Below are 25343 nucleotides of genomic sequence, written 5' to 3'. Positions count from 1 at the left end.
GCATCGGGATTGTCCCGGCGGGCGCTACTTCTCGCCGTCACGCGGCTCGTCCGAGGACGACGTCGCGGTGGTGTCTGGCGTCGACGGCGCCACGGGAGTCGCGGCGGCGCCCGGGGCCGGAGGCATCGCGGGGGCCGCGCCGGACGTCGAGGCGCCGTCCTTCGAGTCGCTCGTGAGCGACGACGTCTCGTCCTTGAGGATGCGCAGCGACTGGCCCAGCGAGCGCGCGAGCTGCGGGAGCTTCGGGGCGCCGAACAGCAGCAGCACGATGACGAGGATGATGAGGATCTCGCGAGGTCCCATGCGGTGTGGCTCCTTCTGAATGGCTGACGGTCAGTCTACCGCTGCACGTCGAGCACGGCCGTAGCCTGCCGGTGCAGCGCGTCGACGAGCCTGCGGGGCGACACGGAGCGCAGGTGAGGGGCGACAGTGAGCAGGCGACCGGCCACCCATGCGTCGTCGGCGACGTCGAACGTGGCGATCACGTCGTCCTCGGCGTCCTCGATCCGCACGCCCGGCATGTCCTCGAGCGCCCAGCGACCCGCGCGGGCGATGCGCACGGTCGCGGTGAAGGCGGGCGTGAGGGTGAAGCCGGCGGAGTCGGTCGGCGGGTGCTCGACCGCGCCGTCGAGCACCGTGACGTCCTCGATGCGGTCGAGGCGCAGCACGCGGTAGTCCTCCGCGCGTCGGCAGTAGCACTCGAGGTACGCGTGGCCATCGATGAGGACCAGCCGATGCGGGTCGACCGTCCGCGAGGTGCGCCGGTCGAGCGCGTCGACGTACGCGACCTCGGCCTGCCGATAGCGGGCGATCGCGTCCACGAGGGCGTCGCGCACCCTGCCGTCCACGGCATCGTCCCCCAGCACGATCACGGGCTCCGCAAGGGCCTCACGCAGCTTCGCGAGCACCTGCGTGCCCGCCTCGGGAAGCGCCCCGGCCGCGCCCATCGTCGACAGCGCGCCGACCAGGGCCACCGCCTCGCGCGGGGACAGCCTCACCTGCGAGACGCCGTCGTTGCGCACGAGCGCGGCGACGTCGGCATCGAACGCGTCGGCGGAGAAGTCGATCGGGTACCACGAGTCGCCCGGCTCCGAGGCGAGCCACAGCGCGTCGATGTCGGCACGCACCTGGTCCACGGTGACGCCGAAGTGCTCCGCGAGCTCGGTGAATGGGGTGTCGCCATGCCGCTCGACGTACGTGAGGATGCCCAGCATGCGCACCAGGCGATCGGTCGCCTGCTCAGCCACGATCCACCTCCAGAGCCGCCGTGGCGGACCTCACTACCGCGGTCGCGAGGTCACGCGGGGTGACGATGCGCGCGCCCCCGCGAGGCCGAGCACCTCCGCGACCAGGTCCTCGGGGTGCGCGTACTCGACGTCGTAGAGGTCCCAGCCGCCGTCGACGCCAGCGGGGGTGCCGCGGCGTCGCAGCCCGTGGCCGGACTCGGGGCGCAGCGCCACGCGTGCGGTCTTCACGTCTCCGCTCCCGTCGAGCGCGCCGAGCGGGATCTCGGCGGGGATCTCGTATGCGCCGGGGTCGCCGATCCTCGTCACGCGGCCGCCGATGCGCTGCACGCGGAACGTGCGGGGCGCCTCGCGATCGCGGTCGTAGCCGATCACGTACGCGACGCCCGCGCGCAGCACCACCGTCCAGGGGTCGATCGTCCGCGTCCCCACACCCGAACTCGACGAGGAGTACTCGAAGCGCACACTCTGGCGCTCCCCCACCGCCTCGACGAGAGTGCCGAACGCGTCGCTCGACACCGCGGGAAGCGCGGCGAACGGCAGCTCGACTCGCGGGCCGTGCTCGGCCGAGGACGCGAGCTTCATGACCGCCTGCTGGGCGGCGCCGTCGAGCACCGCGCCCCGCCAGTAGTCGGTCGCGATCGACAGCACGGCGAGCTCGGCGGCGGTCAGGTCGAGCGGCGGCATGGCCGCCTCAGCGGGGCGGATCCGATACCCGATCTCGTCGCCGTGGACCGGGTCCTCGACCGTCTCGATTGGCACGCCGAGCTCGCGCAGTTCCTTCTTGTCGCGCTCGAACATGCGCTCGAAGCTCTGCTCGGCCTTGCGGATCTCCTCCTCGGAGGCCCCTCGCGGCAGCGGCTCGTAGCCCTCGATCGTGTCGCGGATTTGCTCGCGCGTGAGGCGGTGCCTCGTGCTCGACAGGCCGACGATGAGGTTGAGCAGCCGCTGAGGCTTGGGGACCGCCACGGTCAGACCCTGACCGCGAGCAGTTCCGTCGTGAGGATCGCGCGTGCTCCCACGGCGTAAAGGGCATCCATGACGTTGTTCATGTCGGCGCGCGGCACCATGACGCGCACCGCGTGCCAGTCGGAGCCGTGCAGCGGAGTCACGGTGGGTGCCTCGAAGCCGGGGCTCACGGCGATCGCGGCGTCGAGGCGATCGGACGGCACGTCGTAGTCGACCAGCACGAACCGCCGCGCGGTGAGGACGCCACGCAGGCGCCCGGTGAGCACCGCGATGTCCTCCGCGGACGCGTCCTGGCCGCGGATCAGGATCGCCTCGGAGCTGAGAATGGGCTCGCCGAAGATCTCAAGGCCCGCGGCGCGCAACGTCGTCCCCGTCGACACGACGTCGGCCACGACGTCGGCCACCCCCAGTCGCACCGAGGATTCGACGGCGCCGTCGAGGCGCACGACGGAGGCCTCCACGCCGTGCGACGCGAGGTGCTGCTCGACGAGGCGCGGGTAGCTCGTCGCCACGCGCTTGCCCTGGACATCGGCGATCGACGCGGCGACCCCGGGTGCGGCGGCATAGCGGAACGTCGAGCCGCCGAATCCGAGCTCGAGGTGCTCGACGGCATCGGCACCCGAGTCGATGAGCAGGTCCCGGCCGGTGATGCCGGCGTGCACGGTGCCCGAGCCGACATACACCGCGACGTCGCGCGGTCGCAGGAAGAAGAACTCGACGTTGTTGCGCTCGTCGACCAACACCAGCTCGCGAGGGTCGCGGCGCTGCTTGTAGCCTGCCTCGCGCAGGAGGTCGCACGCGGGATCGGACAGGGAGCCCTTATTGGGCACGGCGATGCGGAGCACTTCTCTCCCCTAGAGGTTCTTGTACACGTCGTCAAGCGTGAGGCCCTTGGCGACCATCATCACCTGGGTCCAGTAGAGCAGCTGCGAGATCTCTTCCGCCGCGTCCTCACGCGACTGGAACTCGGCGGCCATCCAGGACTCGGCGGCCTCCTCGACCAGCTTCTTGCCGATCGCATGGACGCCCTTGTCGAGCATCGCGACGGTGCCGGAGCCCTCGGGGCGCTCCTCGGCGCGGCGCTTGAGCTCGTCGAACAGGTCCTCGAACGTCTTCACGGGCGCCAGCCTATCGGTCCCGCGGCGTTCCCTCCGCGACCACATGCAGCAGCACGGCGTCCTCGGGAGACAACGCGGGCACCTGGATGCCTCGCTCCGCGAGCACGCGTCCCGTGAGCGAGGCGCCACCGACCCACCAGCGCGGCAGCGCGCGACCCGGGCCCTCTCCCGCCCCCTCGGGAGCCAGCGGCGCGACGCGGTACACGACGTCGGGGTCGAGCCCACCCAGCCGCACCAGACCCACGGTCGACGTCTCGGACAGCGCGAGCGACGCGACGCTGAACACCGCGCTGCGCAGATCCGCAGCCACCACGCCGTGCACCGCGCACGCGGGATCGTCGACGTCAGAATTGACCACCGATCCCGTATGCAGCAGCCCGCGCAGTTTCCTGTGCAACGCGACCCATGCGGCGAGCTCGTCGCGCGCCTCGACCGCCTCGGGTGAGGTGACGTCCCACTCGATGCCGAGGTGGCCGAACATCGCGGTGGCGGCCCGGAACGTGAGGGTCGACGTGCGGTGCGTCGTGTGGGCACGGGGCGGCCCGATGTGAGCACCGATCATCTCGGGAGGCACGAGCAGCTGGGTCCACCGCTGAATCGACTGGCGTTCGAGCGGATCGTTGCAGTCCGACGCCCACACCCGGTCCGTGCGTTCCAGCACCTCGAGGTCGACGCGTGCGCCGCCGCCCGAGCACGACTCGATCTCGAGGCCGGGAAACGCCGCGCGCAACCCGTCGAGCAGGCGGTAGAAGGCGAGCGTCTGCGCGCGGCCGATGGGCCGCCCGTGCACGCTCGACCCCGCCTCGAGCAGGTCCCGGTTGTGGTCCCACTTGAGGTACGCGGGGCGCAGCTCGGCGACCAGCGCGTGAAGCCGCTCCTCGAGGTACGCGAAGGCCTCGGGATGGGTCAGGTCCAGCACCTGCTGGTGCCGCGCGGTGAGGGGAAGTCGGCCGTCGCCCGGCTGGGCGATCCACTCGGGGTGCGCACGCGCGAGGTCGGAGTCGGGATTGATCATCTCGGGCTCGACCCACAGGCCAAACTCCATCCCCAACTCGCGCACGCGGTTCGCGAGGAAGCCGAGACCCTCGGGATAGACGTCCTCGTCAACGTGCCAGTCGCCCAGGCCAGCATTGTCAGCCCTGCGGTGGCGAAACCAGCCGTCGTCGAGCACGAACCTCTCGGCGCCCACCCGTGCGGCCGCCTCCGCGAGAGCGAGCAGGCGGTCGTGGTCGTGGTCGAAGTAGACGGCCTCCCACGTGTTCACGGTCACGGGGCGGGGACGATGCGGATGGCCGGCACGGGCGCGCAGGTGGCGGTGGAAGCGGGCCGCGGCGGCGTCGAGACCGGCCGCCGAATACGCCCCGTAGACCCACGGCGACACGTAGGTGTCGCCCGCCTCGAGCCGCACCTCGCCGGCGCGCACCAGGTCTCCGCCGCCCACCACGGTGGCTCCCTCGCGCGAGCGCTCGGCCATCATCCGCACGTCTCCCGACCACGCGACGTGGGCGACCCACACCTCGCCGCGCGCGAAGCCGAAGCCGGGCTCGCCGAGCGCCATCACGAACGGCGCGTCGTGTCCCGGCTTGCCACGCCGCGACTCGCGCAGGCGGGTTCCCACGGTGAGCGGCGTCCGTTGCGGCGTGCGCTCGCGAATCCACCTGCCGGTGAAGTCGAGCACCTCTCGCGCCTGGGCGGGCACGGGCAATAGCAGGCGCAGCGCGTCGAGCTCGTACGGGGCGTCGCCCCCCAGGCTCGTCAGGGAGGCGCGGGTTCGCAGCAGCCCGGAGCCCAGCAGCTGAAGCCGGATCTCCAGACCCAGCTCGGCGGCGTCATCGACGGCGGCGACCGTGAGCTCCTGGACGCTCGCGTCGCCCTCGCCCCGCGCGTCACGTGAGAGCGCCCTCACCTCGAAGCGCGGGCTGTGGTGTCGTCCCGCGCGCGAGCCCTCGAGTCCCGGCGTGCCGAACCAGCCCCAAGCCGGCTCGGGGATCACCGACGCCTCGTGGGACTCGTCCAGTCCGCCAAACGCGTATCCCCCGCGTCCCGACTCGACCACGGCTCGCGCCTGGGCCGCGGCGAGGTCGCCAAGGTCAGCCCCCAGTGGGCGATCCGCGGCAGCCGGCGCTCGCTCACGTCGAGGAGCACAGACACGCCCGCGGCGCGCAGGTAGATGAGGTCGTCGTCGACTCGCGTGTTCACGCGCACCACCTTAACCGTTTAAGGACTCTCGCGGGCGCGGCGCGCGGGCTACAGCGCGCGCAGGACCAGAGCGGTCGCGAGGGCGGCCTCGACGGCCTCGGCGCCCTTGTCCTCCTTCGAGTCCGGCAGTCCGGCCCTGTCGAGCGCCTGCGCGTCGTCGTCCGTCGTGAGAATCCCGAAGCCGACCGGGGTCATGTGCTCGCGCGCGACATCGGTGAGTCCGCGCGTCACCGCGTCACACACGTACTCGAAGTGAGGCGTTCCGCCGCGAATCACGACGCCCAGGCACGCGATGGCATCGGCCCCCGACCGCGCAAGCGACTCGGCGACCACGGGCAGCTCGAACGCGCCGGGCACCCGCGTCACGCGATACCGCGCGCCGGCCTTCTCGGCGGCCCGCACCGCGCCGGCGACCAGCCCGTCCATCACCTCGGTGTGCCACTGGCTTGCGACAATCTCGACCGTGAGGCCGCGCGCGTCGACCTCGACCGCGGGTGCTCCTGCTCCGCTCATGCGTTGTCTCCCAACAGGTGTCCCATGCGCTCCAGCTTGGTGCGCAGGTAGTTCTCGTTCTCGGGATGGGCTCCCACGCGATGCGGGATGCGCTCAACGCAGTCGACTCCCGAGGCGCGCAGTCCCTCGACCTTCGCGGGATTGTTCGTGAGCAGCCTCACGCGGTTGATGCCGAGGTCGTGCAGGATCGCCGCGGCCGCGCCGTACTCGCGGCGGTCGACGGGAAGACCCAGGTGGGTGTTCGCGTCCACGGTGTCGTAGCCCTGGTCCTGAAGGCCGTAAGCCTGCACCTTGGCACCGATCCCGATCCCGCGCCCCTCGTGACCCCGCAGATAGATGACCGCGCCGCCATCCTCAACCACGCGGGCGATCGCCGCGTCGAGTTGGGGCCCGCAGTCGCAGCGCAGCGAACCGAAGGCGTCGCCGGTGAGGCACTCCGAGTGGATGCGCACCACGGGCACCGCGTCGGCCTTGCCCGGCGCGACGAGCGCGACGTGCTCGTCTCCGGTGCGGGCGTCGCGGTACGCGTGGATCGTCACCTCGCCGTGGCGCGTGGGCAGGCGTGCCTCGCCACGGTGAAGCACGCGGTGCGGGCGCGCCTCGGTGGGCGGCGGGAGGTCGTTCGTGGCGCGACGGTACGCGACCAGGTCCTCGATCGTGAGGAAGACGAGGCCGTCACGCTCGGCGATCGCGGTGGCGTCCCCCTGGCGCATCATCGTGCCGTCGTCGTTGACCATCTCGCCGATCACCCCGACCGGCTCGAGTCCCGCGAGGCGGCAGAGGTCGACGCACGCCTCGGTGTGGCCGGGACGATGCAGGACGCCGCCGGGCACGGCCCGCAAGGGAAGCACGTGGCCGGGTCGGATAAGGTCCTCGGCTGTCGCCGAAGGGTCGGCGAGCACCGTGAGGGTGCGGTGCCTGTCGGCCGCCGAGATGCCCGTGGTCACCCCGGTCGCGGCATCCACGGACACGGTGTACGCGGTGCGACGCGGATCCTGGCTGCTCGGCACCATCAACGGCAGGCTCAGCGAGTCGGCCCGCTCGGCCGTCATGGGCGCGCACAGGTATCCGCTCGAGTGGCGGATGCCCCACGCCACCCAGTCGACCGTGGACGTCTGAGCGGCCATGATGAAGTCCGCCTCGTCCTCCCTGTCGCGCGAGTCGGACACCAGCACGGGCTTGCCCGCCCGCATGTCCGCCAGCGCCTGCTCGACCAGGGCGATCGAATCGACGGTCATGACCTCACCAGCTTCTCGACGTACTTGGCGACCACGTCGACCTCGACGTTGACGCGGTCGCCCACTGTCATCGCGCCGAAGGTGGTCTCCGCGAGGGTCGTGGGGATGAGCGACACCGTGACGCGCGTGCCGTCGAGCTCGGCGACCGTGAGCGATACTCCGCCCAGCGCGATCGAGCCCTTGCGCACCACGTAGCGCGTGAGGTCCTCGGGAACCTCGAAGGTGAGCGTGTCCCAGTCGGGGTGGGAGTCGCGCTCGACGAGCGTCGCGACGCCGTCCACGTGCCCCTGCATGATGTGGCCACCGAGGCGCCCGCCCGCGGGCACGGCCCGCTCAAGGTTGACGCGGTCACCCGGAGCAAGGCCGCCCAACGTGGTCGTCTCCAGCGTGACCCGCATGACGTCGGCGGTCCACATGGAGCCGTCGTGCTCGGCGACGGTCAGGCACACTCCGCCCACCGCGATGGACTCGCCGTGCGCGAGGTCCGTCATGCCGGGCGCCTCGATCGTGAGCCGCGACCGGGCTCCCTGCGGTGTGACCGCGGTGACGGTGCCGAGCGACTCGACTATGCCGGTGAACATCTACTGGGGTCCTCTCTGAAGGAACGCGGTGACCAGCGTATCGACGCCGAGGGCGGTGGCGGTCACGTCTCGACCCCTCAACGCACCGCCCATGGTCGCGATTCCCAGGTCGCCGACTGCGGCGGTTCCCGAGCCCAGGAGCGCGGGCGCGATGTAGGCGTGAAGCTCGTCGACGAGTCCCGCGCGCAGAAACGCAGTGGTGACCGTGCCGCCGCCCTCGACGACGACCGTGCGGACGTCTCTCGCGGCGAGCACCCGCAGCGCCTCATGCGGATCGTGCGAGTCAATCGCGACGGCGTTGCCGTCGCGCCACACGCGTGCCCCTGACGTATCCCGCCGTCCCATCACGGCCCGCAGCGGCTGGTGAGGCGCCTCCACGTGCGCGGGGCGTGCGGACAACTCGGGGTCGTCCGCCGCCACCGTGCCCGTGCCGACCAGGATCGCGTCGACCTCGGCCCTCACCCCGTGGGCATGAGCCCGCGCCTCGTCTCCCGTGATCCAGAAGCTCGTGCCGTCAGCCGCGGCGGTACGGCCGTCGAGGGTCTGTGCCCACTTGGCAATCACCCACGGTCGCCCCAGCGCGACCGCACCCAGCCAGCGCCTGTTCACGTCGCGCGCCTGCGCGACCGGCACGTGACGAGCCTCGATCCCGCGCGAGCGCAACACCTGCGCGCCGCCAGCCGCCTGAGGGTTGGGGTCCTCGACGGCGTAGACCACCGCGCCGACTCCCGCTCGCGAGAGGGCGTCGGTGCACGGTCCCGTGCGCCCGGTGTGCGCGCAGGGCTCGAGGGTGACGTAGGCGGTCGCGCCGCTCACGTCGTGACCGCGAGCCGCGGCGTCGGCGAGCGCGGCGGGCTCCGCGTGAGGGGTGCCCGCGCCCCGATGCCACCCCTCCCCGAGCATCGTCCCGTCGGGCCCGACGATCACGCAGCCCACACGCGGGTTGGGACCGTGGGCGGGACCGTGGAGCGCGAGCCCCGCCGCGCGGACCAGCCACTCCTCGTCAGTGGTGATGGCGCGCCTCCTCGCCCAGGTCGCGCAGCGCGCGAATCTCAGCGGCCCTGTCCTGAGCGCCGTACACGGCCGAGCCGGCGACGAGGACGTCGCCGCCCGCCTCGACCACGGTCTGGATGGTCTCTCGCGCGATGCCGCCGTCCGCCTGCAACCACACGTCGTGGCCTCCCGCCTCGGCGGCGGCACGCAGCCTCTCGAACTTGGGCATCATGTCCGCCATGAAGGCCTGGCCGCCGAATCCGGGCTCGACGGTCATGACGAGCACCATGTCGAGCGTGTCGAGCAGCGGCAGCACGTCCTCGACCGGGGTGCCGGGCTTGATCGCGCACGACGCGCGCGCACCTAGGGCGCGCAGCTGTGCGGCGATGGCCCGCGGATCCCGCGCGGCCTCGAGGTGGAACGTCACGGAGGTCGCGCCCACCTCGGCGTAGCGCGTGGCCCAGCGGTCGGGGTCCTCGATCATGAGGTGAACGTCGAGCGGCAGCGGCGAGACCTGCGCGATGCGCTCGACCACCGGCAACCCGAGCGTGAGGTTGGGCACGAAGTGCCCGTCCATGACGTCGACGTGCAGCCAGTCGGCCTCGGCGACGGCAAGGATGTCGCGCTCAAGGTTCGCGAAGTCGGCGGACAGGATGCTCGGAGCGATCTGAATGCCCATGCCACGAGCCTAGCCGCGCGTCAGCCCCTCCCGTGCAGTCGCGCGTACGGACCGCCCGCCTGGGCGAGCGTCGCGTGATCGCCGATCTCGGCGATCCTGCCGTCCTCAAGCACCACGATTCTGTCCGCGCCGCGAATCGTGGAGAGCCGATGCGCGACGACGAGGGTCGTGCGACCCCTCATGAGCGTGGCGAGCGCGCGCTGCACGAGCACCTCGGACTCCGTGTCGAGCGCCGACGTGGCCTCGTCGAGAATGAGGATGCGGGGGTCACGCACGAGGGCACGAGCGATCGTGAGGCGCTGGCGCTGTCCTCCCGACAGGCGCGCGCCCCGCTCTCCGATCCTCGCGTCGAGCCCGCCCATGTGACGCACGAACGCCCACGCCTGGGCCCCCTCAAGGGCGGCGACAACGGCATCGTCCGCCACGGCGGGACTGCCGTAGGTGACGTTGTCGCGCACCGTGCCCTCGAAGAGCAGTGCCTCCTGAGGCACCACCGCGATCTGGCGGCGTAGCGACCTCATGTCGAGGCCTGCGATGTCCGTGCCGTCCACGCGTATCGCGCCCTGCGTGGGGGCCACGAAGCCGATGACGGCGTTGAGCAGCGTCGACTTGCCCGAGCCGGACGGACCCACGAGGGCGACCGTCTCCCCCGGCTCCACACTCAGCGTCACGCGGTCGAGAGCGGGCTGGTCGGGGACCTCGGGATACGCGACGGTAAGGGCGTCGATTTCGATCGCGCCGGCGATAGGTCCGATCGCGGGCTTGCCCGCGTTGCGCTCGAGGTCGTCCGCACCGAGGACCTCGCCCACGGAGCGCACCGCCTCGAGCCCACGGCTGAGAAACGGAACGATCGCGACGAGCGCGGTCACGGCCCCCGTGAGCTGGACGAAGTACGCCGACAGCATGACGACGTCGCCCGCCCCGATCCCCCACCAGCCATGCCACGCGAGCATCGCGGCGCCCACGAGGCACGCGACGGACAGCAGTTGGAAGCCGATCCACGACACCGCTCCGAAGCGCCCATTCACCACATCGAGCTCGAGACCCGCGGTGCGCACGCCGGTGACCGCGGCGTCGACGCGCTCGGCCTCGCGCTCCTCGGATGCGTGCGCGCGGGTCACGGGAATCAGGTGTGCCATCTCGGCCACTCGGACCGACATCCGCTCCATCTCGGTGCGAAACAGCGCGTTGCGTTCGCGCATGCGCCGCCTGCTCGCGATCACGAGGACCGCGGCGGCCGGAACCGCGATCGCGTAGACCGCCAGGAACTCGGGGACGCGCACCGCCGTAAGCACCAGCGCTCCCGCGAGGGTCGTGAGCGCCGCGAGGCCCGTGTCGAGCGTCTGTCGCGACGCCTCGACGATGCTCTCGACGTCGCGGATCACCTTGGCCTGCACCACGCCGGCGCTCGTGCGCCGGTGGTAGCCGATCGACAGCTCCTGGAGGCGACGCGTCAGCGCGATGCGCAGCGACGCCTCGACGTTGCGGATCGCCAGGCTCTGCCGCCGCACGTAGAGAAGCCCGATCGGATAGTTCTGGGCGACGATCACGACCATGACGGCCGCGGCCCACGCGAGGCGCGACAGCGGCTCGTGGTCCACCACCACATCGATGATGATCGCCGTCATCAGCGGCGTGATCCACACCGGCGAGTGCTTGATCGCGAATGCGACCGCCGCGATCGCCAGGTGGCGTCGCTCGCGTCGGTACAGCCGCGCGAGCGTGCGCAGGGTCGGGCGCCGTCGAAGGCGCCCACCACGGCGTCGGGACCCGACGGCGTGCCGCCGCTACTCACCGAGCTCCGCGAGCGTCGGCGGGTTGGCTCCCGCGCGCGACACGGTGATGGCGGCGGCACGGGCGGCTCGCTCGACCACGCCGCGTACGGTCGCGGCGTCGGTCACGGCGAGGCGCTCGCGGCCGCCGGGCCCGACCAGGCCCGCGCGGGCGAGCCCATCGACGAGCGCCGCCATGTAGGAGTCGCCCGCGCCGACGGTGTCGACGACGTCGACGCGAAGCGGCGCCACCTCGAGGATCTCTCCCCTCAGGCACGCGAGTGAGCCCTCGGCGCCCAGCGTGGCCACCACCAGCGACGGACCGCTCGCGCACCACGCGCGCAGGACGTCGGCCACCGGAGTGCCGGGGTAGAGCCAGTCGAGGTCCTCGTCGCTGGCCTTGACCACGTCGGAACGCGCCACGATCCACTCGGTCCGGTCCACCACGGCGGAGCGCTCGCCCACCAGGCTCGCGCGCACGTTCGGGTCGTAGCTCACGGTCGCATGTGTCCGTGCCGCCTCGACGATGTCCTCGACCGCGCGCGCGCCGGGGTCGATGTGTGCGGCTATCGAACCGGTGTGCACGTGAGTCGCGCCGTCCACGAGCGCGCCGTGGTCGCCGGCGAGCGTCCACGCGATGTCGAATGCGTAGGTCGCGGCGCCGTCGGGACCGATCGTGGCCCGGGCGACGGGAGTCCTTGTCGACGACTCCGCGCACGCCGTGGTCACGCCGGCCGCGGCGAGGTGCGCGAGGATCGCGGCACCGGCGGGGTCGTCTCCGAGCTCCGTGAGCAGGGTCGCGTCCTGACTCAATCGGGCAAGTCCCACCGCGACGTTGGCGGGGCTGCCTCCCGGGTGGGCCGTCACGGTGCCGTCGGCGGTCTCGACCTCGTCGAGCACGCACTCCCCGACGACGAGCACGCGGCTCACGCGAGGCCCCCACGCACCGCGAGGGCCGTCGCGAAGGACGGCGCGATCGGCAGCTCGGGCAAGACCGCCGCCTGGTACGCGTGGTAGACGTCGGGCTTGCCGGGCCACACGGTGCCCGCCGGGCGGTTGTGCGTGTCGAGCTCGTGGTGCCACGATCCGCGGTCGTGGTCGATGAGGACGCGATCGGCATACGACCACCACTGCGCGGCGTCGTCGGCGTAGCGCGACTGTCCCGTCACCTGACGCAGCGCCTCCGCCGCGTTGACCGCCTCCGCGAGTACCCAGTGCATGCGGGACCGCACGACCGGTGCGCCCGACCAGTCGGTCGTATAGACAAATCCCGGAGCGCCGTCGGCGTCCCAGCCGTCCGCGACGGCGCGGTCGTACAGCGCAACCGCGGCCTCGCGGAGGCCAGCGGGGGCCGCGTCACCGAGCGTGGCGTCGACGGACAGCAGGAGCCGCGCCCACTCGAGTCCGTGCCCCACCGTCGCGCCGTACGGCCGGAACGGATGTGCCGGCTCGTCCCTGTTGTGCTCGAGCAACGGCGTCCAGGTCGCGTCGAAGTGCTCAGGAATGCGCCAGTCGTTCGCGGCCGCCCAGCCAGCGACGCGTGCCGCGATGCGACCCGCGCGCTCGTGCCACACGGCATCGGCGGTGACATCTCCCGCCGCGAGGTAGGCCTCGACGGTGTGCATGTTCGCATTGACGCCCCGGTACGTGTCGAGCGTTGTCCACGCGGCATCCCACTCCTCGACGGAGAGACCCTCGCGCTCGTCCCAGAAGCGCTCCGCGGACACCGTCAGTGCCTCGGCGAGCAGGGCATCGGCGCCCGGCACCCCGGCCTTCGCGGCGGAGGAGGCCGCGAGGATGACGAAGGCGTGTCCGTACGCCTGCTTCGTCGCGAGCGTGGCCGCGCCGTCCACCACGGCGGCGAACCACCCGCCGTTCGCGTGGTCGCGCAGGGGGCCCGCGAGCGACGCGACGCCGTGCGCGGCGAGCGCTGCCAGCTCCGCGCGGTCGGGACCGCCCGCGGCCGGCGGCTCGTTCGCGAGCACGCCGAGCGCGGCCACGTGGGTCATACGACACGTGATCCACAGCTCCACTGGCCGGGCCGTGTCGACCTCGCCAAGCTCGTCGAGCCAGCCAAAGCCGTCGGGCCTGCGCGCGCCAGCCATGAAGCGCAACAGGTCGGCTCGCTGCGTGGCGAGGTAGGCGGCGTCTCCCGGGATGCTCATCGGTTCTCCCACAGGTGGTCGAGGAACGTGAGCTGGCGGCGCTGCTGATACGCCTGGCCGCCCTCGTGTCCGTTGTACGGGTACACCACCATCTGCGCGGGCCCCGCCCACGCGTGATAGGCGGCGTAGACGGTCGACGGCGGGCAGACGTCATCGCGCAGCGCGACCGAGAACAGCGCGGGCGCCTGGGCGCGGGCGGCGTGGTGCACGCCATCCACGTAGGCGAGGGTGCGGAAGGTTTCCTCCTCGCGGTCCCTGTGCACCGCGAGGTAGCGGGCGATCTCCTGATATGGGTCGTGCTCGGCGACGCGCACGCCGCGCTCGATGTGGCACAGGAACGGCACGTCGACCAGGGCGCCCGCGACATCGGGCACGAGCCCGGCGGCCGCGATCGCGAGGCCTCCTCCTTGGCTCGCTCCTGCGACCACGACGCGCGTCGGATCGATCCCTGGCAGGGTGCGCACCGCGTCGACGCAGCGCGCGGCGTCGGTGAGGAGGCGGCGGAAGTAGTACGTCTCGACTTCGCGCACTCCCCTGGTCATGAAGCCGGGGAGGGCGGGGGCGCCCGCGTCCCCGCCGCCCGACGCGTCTGCGGTGTCGCCGCCGTTGCCCCATGCGGATCCCTGCCCGCGCGTGTCCATGAACACGTAGTGGTAGCCGGCGGCGGCCCATAGGAGTCGCTCGTGCACCAGCCCGCGGCCGCCACCGTAGCCGTTGAACTCGACCACGACCGGCGCAGTGGCCGTCAGCCCGCGCGGACGCAGCCACCACGCGCGCACCGGGTCACCGCCGAAGCCGGGGAACGTCACGTCCGAGGCCTCGATCAGCGCGAGTCCCGCGTCGACGGGAGTCACCGCAACCTCGCCTCCCGCCGCGCGCGCCTCGGCGAGGGTCGCCGTCCAGCGCTCGTCGAAGTCGGCGGGCGCCGGCAGGTCGGGACGGTACGACTCGAGCGCCTCGCGGCTCATGTCGGAGAAGGGCATCGATCGCTCCTACGAGATCCTGAGCGCCGTCCCCGCCGCGAGCAGGCACGCCCACCGCGACGGGTCGAGGGCCTCCACGCCCTCGCCGCGCACGGTGAGCGTAGCGCGCTCGCCGGGCAGGAGGAGAACCAGTTGGCGGTCGGCGCATGCGTCCCCGAGGCCGGGCTCCGTCTCCGCGAGGATCACGAGGTCGCGCACCAGGGACTCGGCCCTCACCGCGATGTCGACGCGCCCGCGAGCGACCTCGACCGCCTCGATCTCGAGAGCGGCTTCGGGGTGGGAGAGCGCGAGGTCGGGAACAATCCACCGTGCGGCGCGCAGCTCTCCGGCGTCGACCACGATTGCCGCGGCGCCGGCCGGCACCACGGTCGGTCGCACCACGGCGTGACCGTCGGCGGGCACCGTCACGTCGAGCCTGTCCTCGTGAAGGATGGTTCCTCGCTCATCCACCACCGCCAGCCGTCCGGTGACCTGCCATGCCTCGGGCACGTCGTTGACGAGGGTGAGCCCATGCGGGTCGCCGTCCGCGGTGGTGATCACGGCACGCGCCGCCATCACCTCGGCGGCCGCATACCACGCGAGTTTGCGCCGTCCCGCCGCGTCGATGACGGACCACGACATCGCCGGCCAGCAGTCGTCGAGCTGCCACCACAGGGCGCCCGAGCACGTGTCGTGCAGGCTCCTGAAGCGTCCGATCGCGGCGCGGAGTGCGCGCGCCTGCACCAACTGAGTCGCGAGGTACCAGCCGCGGCCGTCCGTAGGCGGGTGCGGGACGTGATCGGCAATAGCGCGGTCGAGCGCGGCGGCGCCCTCGGGATGCTTCTGCAGGCGCTGCAGGTCGGGATCCGCTCCGCTCGTCGGCTCGTGGCCGATTCCCGTGACGAGCGTCGCCCACGAGGCCGGCGCCTGCCATCCGAATTCGGACGCGAAGCGCGAGCGCTTGTCCTCGAAGTGGACGTAGTCGAGCTGGTCCCACGTGTCCCAGTGGTGGGTGGTGCCCTGGGTCTCGTCGTTGGGGTGGCGGTCGGGATCGGGCGAGAACGGCGAGCCGGGGATGTAGGGACGATGCGGGTCGAGCGCGGCCAGGACGCCGGGGATGACGTCGTGGTACAGGTGGGCGCCCCATCCTGCGCCGTTCAGTTTCTCCTTCCAGCCCCAGTCCTCGTAGCCCCACAGGTTCTCGTTGCATCCGCACCACAGCGCGAGCGACGCACGATGACCGACGCGGACCACGGCATCCTCGACCTCGCGGCGCACGCGCGCCACCTGGTCCTCATCCTCCGCGTACGCGGCGCACGCAAACGAGTAGTCCTGCCACACGAGGATGCCGAGCTCGTCACACGCGTCGTAGAAGTCGTCCGACTCGATGATCCCGCCGCCCCACACCCGCAGCATCGTCGCGCCCGTGGCGGCCGCCTCCGCCACCAGCGACCTCACCCGCTCTCGCGTGACCCGCTCGGGAAGCACATCCGCAGGGATCCAGTTGAATCCGCGTGCCCAGACGCGCGCGCCGTTGACGTGGATCTCGAAGCGGCGCCCCGCGGCATCCGGCTCCTGGACCAGTGCCACCGCACGGAAGCCCACCCTGCGCGCGGCCGCGTCGATCGCCTCACCGTGCGCGCCGATCGCCTCGACGCTCACGTCGTAGAGCGGCTGCTCGCCGCGGCCCCTCACGTCCCACCGCGACGCGCCGGGAACCTCGAGCTCGAAGGACACGCTCGCGGTGTCGACCGACGCCACGTATTGCAGCAGCGGAGGCTCCTCCCCGGCGCGCTCACGCGCACCACCACGCGGTCGACCGCACCCTCGACGACGACGCTTCCGCGCAGCACGGCACCGTCACCCAACACCGCGCCGCCGCGCCACGTGGGGCTCAGCAGGGTCCGCAGGATTCGCCCCGCACCCTCGCGCTCAACCTGAACCCCGCGATACAGGCCGGCCGTCATCGTCGTCGGTCCCCAGTCCCAGCCGAACGAGCACGCCATCTTGCGCACCTGGTTGAACGGGATCTCGTACATGTCGGCGCGCGGCAGGGGCGCGACCGCCTCCGCGGCCCGCGCGACGGGCTCGGCGGGGCGCAACTCGACCTCGACGTCCCAGGCACCCGGAGCATCGTCCCTGCCCAGATCGACGACCCAGCGGTGGAACATGTCGTCCGCCTCGAGGACGGCATTGCCGTCGACCGTGACGGTGGCGATCGTGTCGATGCCCTCGAACACGACGCGCACGTGGGCACCGTCCCCGCGCTTGGGAATCGACGTCCGGTACGCCCACGTCGAGGCGGCGGCCCAGGCCACCTGCTCCTCGGTGCCGTTGACCGTGACGTCGGTGGCGAGTCCAGCGTCGATGAGCGTGCCCAGCACGCTGCCGGGAACACGCGTAGGGATCCCGCGCGAGAGGGCCCGCACGGCAGCCACAGGGGCGTCAGGTGCCGGGTCCACGAGGTGGAGCGTCCACTCCGAGTGTGCCGCGCGCTCCGTGGTGGGCGCTGCTGGCGCGAGCGTGCGATCGGGGTTCACTTGACGGCTCCCTGGGTCAGTCCTCGGTAGATCCACTTCTGCAGGAGGACGAAGGCGATCACGGTGGGAATCACGACCAGCACGGTGGCCGCGGTGATGAGCTCCCACTGCCCCCCATAGGGGCCCTTGAATCTGAAGAGCGATGTCGAGATCAGGCCCTCGGATGGCAGATAGAGGAAGGGAAGGTAGAACTCGTTGTAGATCGCGATGCCCTTCACGATCACCACGGTCGCGATCGCGGGCTTGAGCAGCGGCAGGATCACGCGCCAGTAGATGGTCCAGCGGTTGGCGCCGTCGATCATCGCGGCCTCGTCGAGAGCGACGGGGATCGACTGCATGAACTGGATGAAGATGTAGATCGCGATGATGTCCGTGCCCATGAAGAGCAGCACCAGCGCGGCCTTGGTGTTGTACAGGCCCAGGCCGGAGATGATCTGGAACGTCGCGACCTGGCTGGTCACACTCGGGATGAGGGTCGCGACCAGGAACATGCCCATCACCAACTTCTTGCCACGGAAGTCAAACCGATCCACGGCGTAGGCCGCCATGGTGCCGATGATGATCGTGCCCGTGAGCGAGATCGCCAGCACGATTGACGTGTTGATGAGGCCGGACACCATGTCGCTCTTGACGGCGGCGTCGATAAAGTTCTGGAAATTGAGCCAGTTGGTGGGCGGAGTGAGCGGACCGGAGTTCGCGTACTCCTCCTTGGTCTTGAAGCTGGCGAACACCACCACCACGAGGGGCAGGAGCACCACGACCACGGCGCCGACGAGCGACGCGTACTTGAATGTGCTGGCAAGCGTGCGCTTCACGTGAGGTCCACCTTCTCGTCGGGGAAGAACTTCCGCTGGACCCAGGTCACGAACAGCACGATCGCGAGCAGCACGACGGCCATCGCCGACGCGAGCCCGACCTGCCGGAACTGGAACGCGGTTTGAATGGTCTGGATCACGAAGGTCGAGGTGCCATTGGCGCCGCCTGTCATGATGTAAGGGATCTCGAAGACGGACAGGCTGCCCGCCACCGCAAGAATGAACGACAGCCCGATGATCCGTCGGATGCCAGGGAAGATGATGTGCTTGAACTGCTGCCAGCGGTTCGCGCCGTCGAGATCAGCGGCCTCGTAGATGTCGCCGGGGATCGACTGGATCGCGCCGAGGAAGAGCACGAAGTTCAGGCCGGTGTACCGCCACACCGAGGTCCCCGCCAGCGAGTAGTTCGCGATCGAGGCGTCACCCAGCCACTGGGGGTCTCCGCCATCCCGAACCACGCGAGGACGGTGTCGAGCGTGCCGCCCGGCTGGAACAGGTAGAGGAAGACGAAGCCGATCGCGACGCCGTTCATGAGGTAGGGGAAGAACAGGATGCCGCGGAAGAAGCTCGAGAACTTCGTGTTGAAGCTCAGCAACGTAGCGAAGTACAGCGCGAGACCCATCTGCAGGAACGATGCGGCGAAGTAATACAGGCTCACGCCGAACACGCCGAAGATGGCGGGGTCGGTGAAGACCGCGACGTAGTTGTCGAGGCCCACGAAGTCGTCGACGGGACCGAATCCGGTCCAGTCGTTGAGGCTGTACCAGATCATGTTGGCCGCGGGGATGTAGGTGAGCAGGACCAGCAGTCCCACCGCCACCGCGACAAAGAGATACGGCGTGAGCCTGCTCAACAACCAACCCTTGCGGGGGCGCGGTGGGCGCTCCCTGACCGAGTCCTGGGTGTCCGGGACGCCCGCGCGCAGCGAACCGTTCGCCGTGACCGACATGATGCTCCTCGAGGATGAGTGGGGGTGAGTGAGGCGGCCCCCGGCGCCCGCGGGATGCCCGCAGGCGCCGGAGGCGTCAGATCAGGACGCGAGCTCCTGCACGGCCTCGGCCCAGCGGGCGTTGAGGTCGGCGAAGAACGAGTCCTTGTCACCGTCGGCCTGACCACGGGCCACGTCGACCAGCTGCTGACGGTAGAGGTTGCCCCACACGTCGACCTTGGACGTGTCCGCGATCTGGTTGAGCAGTCCCTCCTCGCCCGCAGGTGCGGGCGCTGCCTCGATGAGCTCGACCGAGTTCTCCTCGAGGGAGGCGAGGTTGGCGGGCAGCGGCGCGGTCATGAGCGCGGAGATCATGCCCTGGTCGTCGGTGAAGCCCGAGTCCTCGAGCAGGAAGTCCATCCACGCGCGCGCCGCCTCCTTGTGGGAGGAGTTCACGTTGATCGCGAGGTTGTAGTCGCCACCGATGGTCGCGTACTGCACGCCGTCCTCCGCAGTGGCCGGCCAGGCCATGAAGCCCACGTTCGAGGGGTCAGCACCCGCGTCGGTCGCTGCGGCCTGGAACTGCGAGATCGCCCACGAGCCGAGCACCATCGTCGCGATCTTTCCGGTCGCGAAGTCGCCCTTCGACTGCTCCCAGTTGGTGGTGAGCGGGTCGGGCTCGGTGAGGCCGGCAGCGACCGCGTCGTAGAGCACGGAGTCGATCACGTACGCGTCCTTGCCCTCAACCCACGGCGACTCATCGTGGATCATCTCGTTCTGCGCCTCGACGTTGCCCGAGACCGCGCCGACGTTCGCGAACCACTGCCCCCCGAGCGGCCAACCGTCCTTGTAGTTGGTGTACAGCGGGATGGCGTCGGTCGAATCCGCGATCTTCTGCAGCGCCGCGAGGAAGTCCTCGGACGAGGTCGGCATCTCCGTGATGCCTGCCTCGGCCCACACCGCGGTGTTGTACAGCACGCCGTTGGCGTTGCCGCCGAGCGCGATGCCGTACTGCGTGCCGTCGAAGCTCGCCGGAGCCTGGAATCGGTAGGTCTCCGAGAGCTCGTCCACCGTGCCGAGCGGCTCGAAGAACGTCGGGAATTCCTCGGCGGGAACCGAGGCGGGAATCATGAGCACGTCGCCGTAGCCGTTGGGGGTGCTCATGCGCGTGCGGACGTCGTCGGCGTAGTTGGTGATGCCCTCGACGTTGACGTTGATCAGGGGTACTCCTCCTGGAACGTCGCGACGTACTCGTCAAACGTGCCGTTCTCCTGGAGGTCAGTGCGGTTGGTGAGGAACGTGATGTCGCCCTCAAGGGTCGCACCCGAGGCGCCCCCGTGGACGACCCCTCGGGGGTGCTGGAGCCTTCGCTGCACGCCGCGAGCGTGAGCATGAGGCCCGTGGTCGCCGCGAACGCGGCCACATTGCGCATCTTCATTGATGTTCTCCTGTCAGGACCTGCCTACCGCCGCATCGCGGAGGCACCGCGTCTGCGGCACTCGCAACTATATCGATTAAGTCGCAGAGTCGCCCTTACCGGCAGTCGTTGTTACTTAATCGTTACAGTGGCCGTCGCGAGAAGGTCTGACTCCCGGACAACTGGTTACGACGCGGCGTCGGCGACGACGTCGTGCGGCGCCGGGCCGAGCGATCCGCGATCCACGAGGGTCGCGATGCTGATCGAGGAGGCAAGCGCTCCGTCGTGGCCCTTGACGGTGGCAAGCAGCGCACGCGCCGCCTCGGCCCCGTAGGCCGCCACGTCCCTGCTCAGCGCGCTGAGCGGCGGCTCCGTGAGGCTGCACAGAGGGGAGTCGTCCCACGCGAGAAGCGACAGGTCGCGGGGGACGTCGACGCCGCGGGTGCGCGCCGCTCGCAGTGCCCCGAGCGCGGTGAGGTCGTTGTCGAAGACCATCGCTGTGGGGCGGCGCTCGAGATTGAGCAGCGCGCCGCAGGCACGGGCCCCGTCGTCGAACGTGTAGTCGGTGTGGATCTCCGCGACGATCTCGACGCCCAGTCGCCCGCCGGCGGCGCGCATCGCCTCGCTGCGCCGAAGCGTGTGCACGAACCTCTCGGGGCCCGCGACGTGCGCGATGCGCCGGTGGCCCAGCTGCGCGAGCCGCGCGACGGCCTGCTCGGCCGCCCCGGCATCGTCCGATCCGACGGCGGTCAGTCCTCCGGCGTACGCCGGGTCACCCACGACGACCGCGGGCAATCCGATGTCCTCGAGGATCGCGAGACGAGGATCGTCGACCGTGAGGTCCGTGAGAAAGATGCCGTCGACGCGTCGCGCCGACCACCACTCTCGGTAGGTTGCGGTCTCGCGCGCGGGATCGGGCGTCACCTGCAGCAGGAGCGCGAAGCCCTGCTCGGAGATGACCTGCTCGATGCCCGCGATGAAGGACATGAAGAACGGCTCAATGCCCAGCATCTGCGGCTCGCGCGTGATGACCAGGCCGACCGTGGCCGCTCCCCCGCCACGCAGGGCCCTCGCCGCGGTGCTCGGCACCCACCCCACTTCACGCGCGACCTCGAGGATCCGTGCGCGCGTCTCGTCCGAGACCCCGGGTCTCCCGTTGAGGGCATACGAGACGGCACCAGGCGAGACACCCACGCGCTCGGCGATCAGGGCGATCGTCGGACGGGTCTGAGCCTTGCGGGCCGCCATGCCCCACCTCCTCGGCGAGGGCGCACGCCCTCGATTTGTGTCGGGGACCACCATATCGGGCGCCCACGTGCGCGGGGGCGGCGGCGCGCCGCATCGTTCTCAATCGATTAAGGTGTGCGCAACACGCCAGCAAGGAGACACCGATGTCCACGACCGCCGTCACCAGCCCCCGCACCCTGCCGCCCGGGCCCTTCCAAGCGATGACCTGGGGGTGGACGGGCGTGCGCGGCACGTGGACCACCGCGGCGGCGCGCGCCTCGATGGAGGCGATGCTGGAGGTCCGACCCACGTGGGTGGTGCTCGCGTATGCGGCGCTGCAAGACACCGCTCAGTCGACCACGATCCGGTGGCAGGAGGCGCCGAGCCTCACCGATGGCGAGATTCGAGCGGCCGCCGCACATGCGCGCGAGCTGGGCCTGCGCGTGTGCCTCAAGCCCACCGTGAACGTCGCGGATGGCACGTGGCGCGCCCACATCGGCTTCTTCGATCGGGACGTGCCAGGCGAGCCCACGTGGGACGAGTGGTTTGATTCGTACGACGCATACATCCTTCATCACGCGGCGCTCGCCGAGGAGCTGGGCGCCGACCTCTTCTCGATCGGCTGCGAGATGGTGCGTGCGGATGCACGCGAGGACAGGTGGAGGTCACTCGCGGCCCGCGTGCGCGAGGTCTACTCGGGGCCCATCACCTACAACTGCGACAAGTACCAAGAGGACCGCCTCGCATGGTGGGATGCGGTCGACGTCCTCAGCTCATCCGGCTACTACCCCACCGGCACGTGGGATGAGCACCTCTCCCGCATCGAACCCGTGGTCGAGCGCCACGATCGGGAGTTCGTCTTCCTCGAGGCGGGCTGCCCGAGCCGCGACACCTCCCCAGCGCGGCCCAACGACTGGAACATGGTGGGCGTCCCCGATGAACACGCGCAGGCAGCCTACCTCGACGAGATGTTGACCGCGCTTGCGGGACGCGCATGGGTGCGTGGGGTCGCGCTGTGGGACTGGCCGCCCGCGCTGTACGCGCGTGAGGAGGCGGCCCTCAACGACGACTACTGCATGTTCGGCAAGGCGGGTGCCGCGGTGGTCGCGAGGCACTTCGCGGCCCCGCTCGCATAGCGCCACGCGCGCGCGTAGCGCGCCACGCGCGCTCGTGGCACGATGCCCGCGGAGGGTTCACCATGACTGAAGCGTCACCGCAGGGGTTCAGCGAGGCGGAGCGGGCCGCGATGCGCCAGCGCGCCGAGGAGTTGCGGTCCTCGAAGGGCCTCAAGGGCGCCGCCAAGCGTGCCAAGGAGTACGAGGCGTGTATCGCGGCGATCGAGGCGCTCGAGGGCGTCGACCTCGCGGTGGCGTCGCGCCTCCACGTGATCGTCGGTGAGGAGGCCCCTCACCTCGAGCCGAAGACGTGGTACGGCTTCCCGTCCTACGCGCGCGACGGCTCCGTCGTGGTGTTCTACCAGCCGGCGTCGAAGTTTGGCACCCGGTATGGCTCGGTCGGCTTCAACGAGGACGCGCGTCTCGATGACGGGCCGATGTGGGCCACCGCCTTCGCGGTGGTCGACATGACGGACGAGGTCGAGACGCGCCTGCGCGACCTCGTGCGCCGCGCGGCGGGGTAAGAAGCGGGGTACGACGCGGGATAAGCCGCGGGGTAGCCGGCGCCTCAGGAGGCGGGCTTCTCGAGGAGCGCGAGGAACATCGCGTCCGTGCCGTGCACGTGGGTCCACAACTGCACGTGCGGGCCGCTTCCCCACATGCGCGCGGTCGTGCCCGTCACGCGAGCCACCGCCTCTCGTGCGTCGAGCTGTCGCAGCCCTGACCCTGCGACCACGTCGCGGGTCTCGGCGACCACCGGCGAGCACGTGATGTACGCCAGCACCCCACCGGGCGCGAGCAGCCGCTCCGCGTTGGCGAGCAGGGCGCGCTGGAGCGGCACCAGCTCCTCGAGGTCCTCGGGCTGGCGTCGCCAGCGCGACTCGGGCCGCCTGCGCAGCGCGCCGAGGCCCGAGCATGGGGCATCGAGCACGATGCGGTCGTATGCGCCGTCCTCGCCGAAGTCCGTGGCATCCGCGACGCGCACGGTCACGGTGCCGTCGGGGACAGCCTTGATCGAGCCGCGTACAAGCTCGGCGCGGTGAGGATGCAGTTCGAGCGCCTCAAGGAACGCGCCGTGCTCCGCGGCGAGGGCGCCGAGGAGGGCCGCCTTGCCGCCGGGTCCCGCGCACATGTCGAGCCACCGTTCGCCCGGCTCCGCCTCGCGCACGCTCGCGAGAGCGGCGGCGACCACCTGGCTTCCCTCGTCCTGCACCGCGGCGGTGCCGTCCGCGACCGACTTCAGGTCGCCCGGCCGCCCGCCGGACATCACGACCGCGTAGGGCGAGTACTCCCCCGCCTCGCCGCCCGCCTCGTGCGCGAGGTCATCCCTGTCGACGAGTCCGGGGCGCGCCACCAGCGTCACCCGGGCCGGGGAGTTGTCGGCGTCGAGCAGCGCGGAGATCTCGCCCGCCCGGCCGTCCTCGGCGAGCGCACGCTCGAGCTCCTCGACCACCCACGCGGGATGAGAGTGCCTCACCGCCATCGCATCGCGACCGGTGCCGGACGCGACCACCGACATCCACTGCTCGGCGTCGCGCTCGGTGACGCGCCGCATCACGGCGTTGGCGAGCTTGGCGGCACCCGCGCCGCGCTCGCGCCTCACCTGGTCGACCGTCTCACTCACGGCGGCGTGCGGCGGCACCCGCATGGCGAGGGCCTGATGGGCACCGAGCCACAGCGCGACGCGCAGCTCGGGGTCGAGGTCGCGCGGATCGCGTCGCGAGGCATGAGCGATGATCGCGTCGTAGAGGCCTCGCATCCGCAGCGCGCCGTAGGCGAGCTCGGTCGCGAATCCCGCGTCACGACCGTCGAGGCCAGCCTTGCGCAGCAGCGACGGCATGATGAGGTTCGCGTAGGCGCCCTCGGTGGACGCAGACATCACGCACGCGTACGCGACGTCGCGCGCGCGGCTCATGCCTCACCCAACTGAGCGCCCTCGCCCAGGCGTGCGCCGCGCCACCAGTCGGCGGCCGGCATCGGCTTCTTGCCCGCGGGGGCGATCCATCCCAACGCGACGGGCTCCGTTCCCGTGCCCACGAGCACCTCGCCCGCCTCCTCCCGCAGCTGGCCGGGCACGGTCCGCGCACGCTGCGGCCGGGGCGACACCGGCCCCAGCTTCGCGACCGAGCCGTCCGGCAGCGTGGTCCAGGCGCCGGGCGCGGGCGTGCAGCCCCTGATGCGGCGGTCGACCACGTGAGCGGCGAGGTCCCAGCGCACGTACGCGTCCTCGCGCGTGAGCTTGTCGGCGTAGCTGACGCCGTCGTCGGGCTGAGCGAGGGGCCGAGCCGTGCCCGCGTCGAGTGCCGCGAGGGAGTCCACCATGAGGGGCGCGCCCAGCACGCCGAGCCGGTCGAGGAGCGTGCCTGCGGTGTCCGTGGCACGGATGCGCTCGGTCAGCGTCCCGATCACGGGTCCCGTGTCCAGCCCGCGTTCGAGCATGAACGTCGTCGCGCCCGTGACGTCGTCGCCCGCCATGATCGCGCGCTGGACCGGCGCGGCACCTCGCCAGGCGGGAAGCACCGAGAAGTGCAGGTTGACCCACGCGAGACGCACCGCCTCGAGCAACCGGGGACGCAGGATCTGGCCGTAAGCGACCACCGCGGCCGCGTCCACGTCGAGTGCGCGCACGCGCTCGACGACTTCAGGTGCCGAGGCCTTCTCGGGGGTCCACACGTCCAGCCCGCGCTCGAGCGCGTGGACCTTGACCGGGGACGGGTGCAGCGTGCGTCCCCTGCGTCCGGGGGCATCCGGCTGCGTCAGCACGGCCACGATGTCGTGGCCCGCGTCCTCGAGCGCGGCCAGGGTCGGGACGGCGATCTCGGGGGTTCCGGCGAAGATCAGGCGCATCGGACCATCGTAGGGGGACGA

Annotated in this window: 27 protein-coding genes; 2 read left to right on the top strand and 25 right to left on the bottom strand. The window is 71.1% G+C overall.

The annotated features are described in order from the left end of the window. Positions 1–24 precede the first annotated feature (24 nt). From tatA to QUE44_RS03790, 23 genes are all read right to left on the bottom strand, one after another. Positions 25–303 carry a Sec-independent protein translocase subunit TatA gene (gene tatA / locus QUE44_RS03895; protein ID WP_286215964.1) on the bottom strand — a complete coding sequence of 93 codons (279 nt, stop codon included), beginning with the start codon at positions 301–303 and terminating at the stop codon, positions 25–27. A gap of 35 nt (positions 304–338) precedes the next feature. Next, the gene (locus QUE44_RS03890; RefSeq protein WP_286215963.1) at positions 339–1247 is read right to left on the bottom strand and encodes a helix-turn-helix transcriptional regulator; all 909 of its coding nucleotides are present in this window, start codon (positions 1245–1247) and stop codon (positions 339–341) included. Between the two features lie 33 nt (positions 1248–1280). After that, positions 1281–2213 (bottom strand): helix-turn-helix transcriptional regulator, encoded by a 933-nt coding sequence (locus QUE44_RS03885; protein WP_286215962.1) that lies wholly within the window; start codon positions 2211–2213, stop codon positions 1281–1283. 2 nt (positions 2214–2215) lie between these two features. After that, positions 2216–3058: an ATP phosphoribosyltransferase gene (hisG, locus tag QUE44_RS03880; protein WP_286215961.1), complete on the bottom strand. Its 843-nt coding sequence runs from the start codon at positions 3056–3058 to the stop codon at positions 2216–2218. A gap of 9 nt (positions 3059–3067) precedes the next feature. Next, positions 3068–3331 (bottom strand): phosphoribosyl-ATP diphosphatase, encoded by a 264-nt coding sequence (locus tag QUE44_RS03875; protein WP_286215960.1) that lies wholly within the window; start codon positions 3329–3331, stop codon positions 3068–3070. 10 nt (positions 3332–3341) lie between these two features. Next, positions 3342–5387, bottom strand: a complete 2046-nt coding sequence (locus tag QUE44_RS03870; RefSeq protein WP_350226890.1) for an alpha-galactosidase — start codon at positions 5385–5387, stop codon at positions 3342–3344. 191 nt (positions 5388–5578) lie between these two features. Further along, a complete protein-coding gene (gene ribH, locus QUE44_RS03865) occupies positions 5579–6043 on the bottom strand; it encodes a 6,7-dimethyl-8-ribityllumazine synthase (protein ID WP_286215959.1) in 465 nt (154 codons plus the stop codon). After that, complete coding sequence (ribA, locus tag QUE44_RS03860; protein WP_286215958.1) at positions 6040–7281, bottom strand: GTP cyclohydrolase II; 1242 nt, start codon at positions 7279–7281, stop codon at positions 6040–6042. Before ribA ends, ribH begins: the two co-directional genes overlap by 4 nt. Continuing rightward, positions 7278–7862 (bottom strand): riboflavin synthase, encoded by a 585-nt coding sequence (locus QUE44_RS03855; protein ID WP_286215957.1) that lies wholly within the window; start codon positions 7860–7862, stop codon positions 7278–7280. The genes ribA and QUE44_RS03855 overlap by 4 nt, the downstream gene beginning before the upstream one ends. Further along, on the bottom strand, positions 7863–8855 hold the full coding sequence (gene ribD, locus QUE44_RS03850) for a bifunctional diaminohydroxyphosphoribosylaminopyrimidine deaminase/5-amino-6-(5-phosphoribosylamino)uracil reductase RibD (protein ID WP_286216662.1): 993 nt from the start codon (positions 8853–8855) through the stop codon (positions 7863–7865). It lies immediately after the preceding gene. Between the two features lie 10 nt (positions 8856–8865). After that, a complete protein-coding gene (gene rpe, locus QUE44_RS03845) occupies positions 8866–9534 on the bottom strand; it encodes a ribulose-phosphate 3-epimerase (protein WP_286215956.1) in 669 nt (222 codons plus the stop codon). Between the two features lie 20 nt (positions 9535–9554). Continuing rightward, on the bottom strand, positions 9555–11162 hold the full coding sequence (locus QUE44_RS03840) for an ABC transporter ATP-binding protein (RefSeq protein ID WP_286215955.1): 1608 nt from the start codon (positions 11160–11162) through the stop codon (positions 9555–9557). A 159-nt stretch (positions 11163–11321) separates the two neighbouring features. Continuing rightward, entirely contained in the window at positions 11322–12236 is a 915-nt protein-coding gene (locus tag QUE44_RS03835; protein ID WP_286215954.1) for a PfkB family carbohydrate kinase, read from the bottom strand. Then, positions 12233–13471, bottom strand: a complete 1239-nt coding sequence (locus QUE44_RS03830) for an AGE family epimerase/isomerase (RefSeq protein WP_286215953.1) — start codon at positions 13469–13471, stop codon at positions 12233–12235. Before QUE44_RS03830 ends, QUE44_RS03835 begins: the two co-directional genes overlap by 4 nt. Beyond that, positions 13468–14454, bottom strand: coding sequence for an acetylxylan esterase (locus QUE44_RS03825; RefSeq protein WP_286215952.1), 987 nt, complete (start codon positions 14452–14454; stop codon positions 13468–13470). The genes QUE44_RS03830 and QUE44_RS03825 overlap by 4 nt, the downstream gene beginning before the upstream one ends. A gap of 9 nt (positions 14455–14463) precedes the next feature. Beyond that, entirely contained in the window at positions 14464–16170 is a 1707-nt protein-coding gene (locus QUE44_RS03820) for a glycoside hydrolase family 2 protein (RefSeq protein ID WP_286215951.1), read from the bottom strand. Beyond that, positions 16125–16973 carry a glycosyl hydrolase 2 galactose-binding domain-containing protein gene (locus tag QUE44_RS03815; RefSeq protein ID WP_286215950.1) on the bottom strand — a complete coding sequence of 283 codons (849 nt, stop codon included), beginning with the start codon at positions 16971–16973 and terminating at the stop codon, positions 16125–16127. The genes QUE44_RS03820 and QUE44_RS03815 overlap by 46 nt, the downstream gene beginning before the upstream one ends. Continuing rightward, positions 16970–17788 (bottom strand): carbohydrate ABC transporter permease, encoded by an 819-nt coding sequence (locus QUE44_RS03810; protein ID WP_286215949.1) that lies wholly within the window; start codon positions 17786–17788, stop codon positions 16970–16972. The genes QUE44_RS03815 and QUE44_RS03810 overlap by 4 nt, the downstream gene beginning before the upstream one ends. Next, the gene (locus QUE44_RS14345; protein WP_433997180.1) at positions 17785–18171 is read right to left on the bottom strand and encodes a carbohydrate ABC transporter permease; all 387 of its coding nucleotides are present in this window, start codon (positions 18169–18171) and stop codon (positions 17785–17787) included. Before QUE44_RS14345 ends, QUE44_RS03810 begins: the two co-directional genes overlap by 4 nt. Continuing rightward, positions 18150–18737, bottom strand: coding sequence for a carbohydrate ABC transporter permease (locus QUE44_RS14340; protein WP_433997179.1), 588 nt, complete (start codon positions 18735–18737; stop codon positions 18150–18152). Before QUE44_RS14340 ends, QUE44_RS14345 begins: the two co-directional genes overlap by 22 nt. Before the next feature lie 81 nt (positions 18738–18818). Continuing rightward, on the bottom strand, positions 18819–19880 hold the full coding sequence (locus QUE44_RS03800; protein ID WP_286215948.1) for an ABC transporter substrate-binding protein: 1062 nt from the start codon (positions 19878–19880) through the stop codon (positions 18819–18821). 53 nt (positions 19881–19933) lie between these two features. Next, positions 19934–20092 (bottom strand): hypothetical protein, encoded by a 159-nt coding sequence (locus QUE44_RS03795; RefSeq protein WP_286215947.1) that lies wholly within the window; start codon positions 20090–20092, stop codon positions 19934–19936. 227 nt (positions 20093–20319) lie between these two features. Then, positions 20320–21381: a LacI family DNA-binding transcriptional regulator gene (locus tag QUE44_RS03790; RefSeq protein WP_286215946.1), complete on the bottom strand. Its 1062-nt coding sequence runs from the start codon at positions 21379–21381 to the stop codon at positions 20320–20322. A 143-nt stretch (positions 21382–21524) separates the two neighbouring features. Here QUE44_RS03790 and QUE44_RS03785 point away from each other — a divergent pair, with 143 nt between their 5' ends. Both QUE44_RS03785 and QUE44_RS03780 read left to right on the top strand, forming a co-directional pair. Next, entirely contained in the window at positions 21525–22496 is a 972-nt protein-coding gene (locus QUE44_RS03785) for a glycoside hydrolase family 113 (RefSeq protein WP_286215945.1), read from the top strand. A 62-nt stretch (positions 22497–22558) separates the two neighbouring features. Beyond that, positions 22559–22999 (top strand): hypothetical protein, encoded by a 441-nt coding sequence (locus QUE44_RS03780; RefSeq protein WP_286215944.1) that lies wholly within the window; start codon positions 22559–22561, stop codon positions 22997–22999. Between the two features lie 44 nt (positions 23000–23043). Here QUE44_RS03780 and QUE44_RS03775 read toward each other — a convergent pair whose 3' ends face one another. After that, a complete protein-coding gene (locus QUE44_RS03775; RefSeq protein ID WP_286215942.1) occupies positions 23044–24390 on the bottom strand; it encodes an RsmB/NOP family class I SAM-dependent RNA methyltransferase in 1347 nt (448 codons plus the stop codon). After that, on the bottom strand, positions 24387–25322 hold the full coding sequence (gene fmt, locus QUE44_RS03770; protein ID WP_286215941.1) for a methionyl-tRNA formyltransferase: 936 nt from the start codon (positions 25320–25322) through the stop codon (positions 24387–24389). The genes QUE44_RS03775 and fmt overlap by 4 nt, the downstream gene beginning before the upstream one ends. Positions 25323–25343: the final 21 nt, after the last annotated feature.

This window comes from Demequina sediminis (assembly GCF_030296675.1).
GTDB classification, from domain to species: Bacteria; Actinomycetota; Actinomycetes; order Actinomycetales; family Demequinaceae; genus Demequina; species Demequina sediminis.
The sequence above is the reverse complement of the archived record's forward strand: the minus strand, read 5'-3'. Positions and strand labels throughout refer to the sequence as shown.

Coding starts and splice junctions, on each gene's coding strand:
- tatA (WP_286215964.1), bottom strand. CDS start 303: ATGGGACCTCGCGAGATCCTCATCATCCTCGTCATCGTGCTGCTGCTG.
- ribH (WP_286215959.1), bottom strand. CDS start 6,043: ATGAGCGGAGCAGGAGCACCCGCGGTCGAGGTCGACGCGCGCGGCCTC.
- ribA (WP_286215958.1), bottom strand. CDS start 7,281: ATGACCGTCGATTCGATCGCCCTGGTCGAGCAGGCGCTGGCGGACATG.
- QUE44_RS03855 (WP_286215957.1), bottom strand. CDS start 7,862: ATGTTCACCGGCATAGTCGAGTCGCTCGGCACCGTCACCGCGGTCACA.
- rpe (WP_286215956.1), bottom strand. CDS start 9,534: ATGGGCATTCAGATCGCTCCGAGCATCCTGTCCGCCGACTTCGCGAAC.
- QUE44_RS03840 (WP_286215955.1), bottom strand. CDS start 11,162: ATGACGGCGATCATCATCGATGTGGTGGTGGACCACGAGCCGCTGTCG.
- QUE44_RS03830 (WP_286215953.1), bottom strand. CDS start 13,471: ATGAGCATCCCGGGAGACGCCGCCTACCTCGCCACGCAGCGAGCCGAC.
- QUE44_RS03825 (WP_286215952.1), bottom strand. CDS start 14,454: ATGCCCTTCTCCGACATGAGCCGCGAGGCGCTCGAGTCGTACCGTCCC.
- QUE44_RS14340 (WP_433997179.1), bottom strand. CDS start 18,737: ATGTCGGTCACGGCGAACGGTTCGCTGCGCGCGGGCGTCCCGGACACC.
- QUE44_RS03800 (WP_286215948.1), bottom strand. CDS start 19,880: ATGAGCACCCCCAACGGCTACGGCGACGTGCTCATGATTCCCGCCTCG.
- QUE44_RS03790 (WP_286215946.1), bottom strand. CDS start 21,381: ATGGCGGCCCGCAAGGCTCAGACCCGTCCGACGATCGCCCTGATCGCC.
- QUE44_RS03785 (WP_286215945.1), top strand. CDS start 21,525: ATGTCCACGACCGCCGTCACCAGCCCCCGCACCCTGCCGCCCGGGCCC.
- QUE44_RS03780 (WP_286215944.1), top strand. CDS start 22,559: ATGACTGAAGCGTCACCGCAGGGGTTCAGCGAGGCGGAGCGGGCCGCG.
- QUE44_RS03775 (WP_286215942.1), bottom strand. CDS start 24,390: ATGAGCCGCGCGCGCGACGTCGCGTACGCGTGCGTGATGTCTGCGTCC.
- fmt (WP_286215941.1), bottom strand. CDS start 25,322: ATGCGCCTGATCTTCGCCGGAACCCCCGAGATCGCCGTCCCGACCCTG.